Genomic DNA, 1478 nt, shown 5'->3' on the forward strand with positions numbered 1-1478 from the left:
TATGTATTCGCTCCTAGTCCGTTGAAGTTCTATAGTTTTTCTTTATGATATCTCGCATGTTTCCGATAAAGAATAGAAGGAATATTATACCTATGATGCCGCTAATCCAATAATATGTATTTCCAGTTGTGAATTTATCATAGAAGGAGTAGGAGTTCCAAATTACAAGAATTACTGAGCATATAGTAGAAATCATTAATGACCCCAAACTTCGCATGATTGACACCTCAATTCTAAAAGTTGACTTTAATATAATTATACATTTAAATAAATGGATTTACAAAAGAATTAAAAATATTTGAAGGAATTACCGCGAGGTGGTGAATATGGCTAGGCAACGAAGCCCAGATCGTGACAAAGCATTTGATATATATAAAGCTAGTAAAGGTGAGAAGAAGCTTGTTGAGATTGCAAAGAAACTTGATTTAAACAAAAGAGCAGCTAGCAAGAGCTAACTGCTTGGATGGTTTTCTAAGAGGGAAAGGAGGTATGAAATAAAACGAAAAAAGCATCCAACATGGGTGCTTTTTTTATTGAACAAAATGGACATTTGAATACGAAGGATGATGGTAGTGGCTGGGTATAGAAAGAAACCGGTTGTTATTGAAGCTTTTGGGTACGGTATAGATAATAGACCAGAGTGGTTTCTAGATAAAGTAATAATGCATACATGTGGTGAATTCGATTATTATAAAGGAAGAATTTGGATTAGCAGCACTGATGAATGGATTCAAAATGAAGGTGAAGGAAGTTTAGAACAAAAGCTCGTTTTCTTGGAGGGATTTGGAAGTTGGTTTTTAATCAAGAAGCCCACTCGTTATCCCGTAAGGAATAGGGTTTATAGCTTTAGTTATGGGAGTGTCAATATTTCAACTATCATAAACAATGAATTAAATTTTTATAGAAAAAACCAACTTGGATAAGGACAAGTTGGTTTTTTCTATAGGATACAACAAAGAAAGAGTGGAGGGTGTGATACACAAACATGTCAATAAAGCAAGGTTAATCGACTCAGAAAACTTACTATTCAGAAAATTATCACTAAAGGGTTTTTTGTTCACTCTCTCTTTGTAATTGTTAGTTTAACATTTAAATTAAAATAAAACAACAAAAAAATACAAAATTCTGATAAATTCGACATTTTATTATTTAAGTTACTATTCGCTGACGTAGCAATAGTTCCTTTTTTAGAATGTATATAGAGTCTCATAATAGTAGAAAACAATATTTCTTTCTAACTAAACGTGATCATTGTGATTAGGTAAGCGGGTGCCGTTTGACAACTTGCAAGAGGGTTTTTGATATTTAATAATCACTTCTTTCACTATGGCTTCATGCAGTCTGCTTACAGTTGATATAAGACTATCTCTAATCGTTTGTAAGACCGTCATATTTCGCTATTAAAAGAAAAGTTGCTTGTTTTTCCTCATCTTTGTATGTTCGATCTAGCAAAATACTATCAAATCTTGAAATGTAAA

2 protein-coding genes and 1 pseudogene are annotated in these 1478 nt (G+C 32.4%); 2 read left to right on the forward strand and 1 reads right to left on the reverse strand.

Features of this window, described 5'->3' with window-relative positions:
- Positions 1-13 precede the first annotated feature (13 nt).
- Complete coding sequence (locus tag AC1DTM_RS26210; protein ID WP_082187223.1) at positions 14-217, reverse strand: hypothetical protein; 204 nt, start codon at positions 215-217, stop codon at positions 14-16.
- Positions 218-326: 109 nt separating this feature from the next.
- Here AC1DTM_RS26210 and AC1DTM_RS26215 point away from each other — a divergent pair.
- Positions 327-428: pseudogene (locus tag AC1DTM_RS26215) on the forward strand (phage terminase small subunit-related protein); the annotation flags it as partial.
- A 144-nt stretch (positions 429-572) separates the two neighbouring features.
- Complete coding sequence (locus tag AC1DTM_RS26220; protein WP_199715321.1) at positions 573-923, forward strand: hypothetical protein; 351 nt, start codon at positions 573-575, stop codon at positions 921-923.
- The last annotated feature ends 555 nt before the right edge of the window (positions 924-1478 follow it).

Source organism: Bacillus sp. P4_D3 (assembly GCF_056401855.1).

What these genes read in the sequence shown, in the direction of transcription:
- AC1DTM_RS26210 (WP_082187223.1), bottom strand. Translation starts at nt 217, where the DNA reads ATGCGAAGTTTGGGGTCATTAATGATTTCTACTATATGCTCAGTAATT.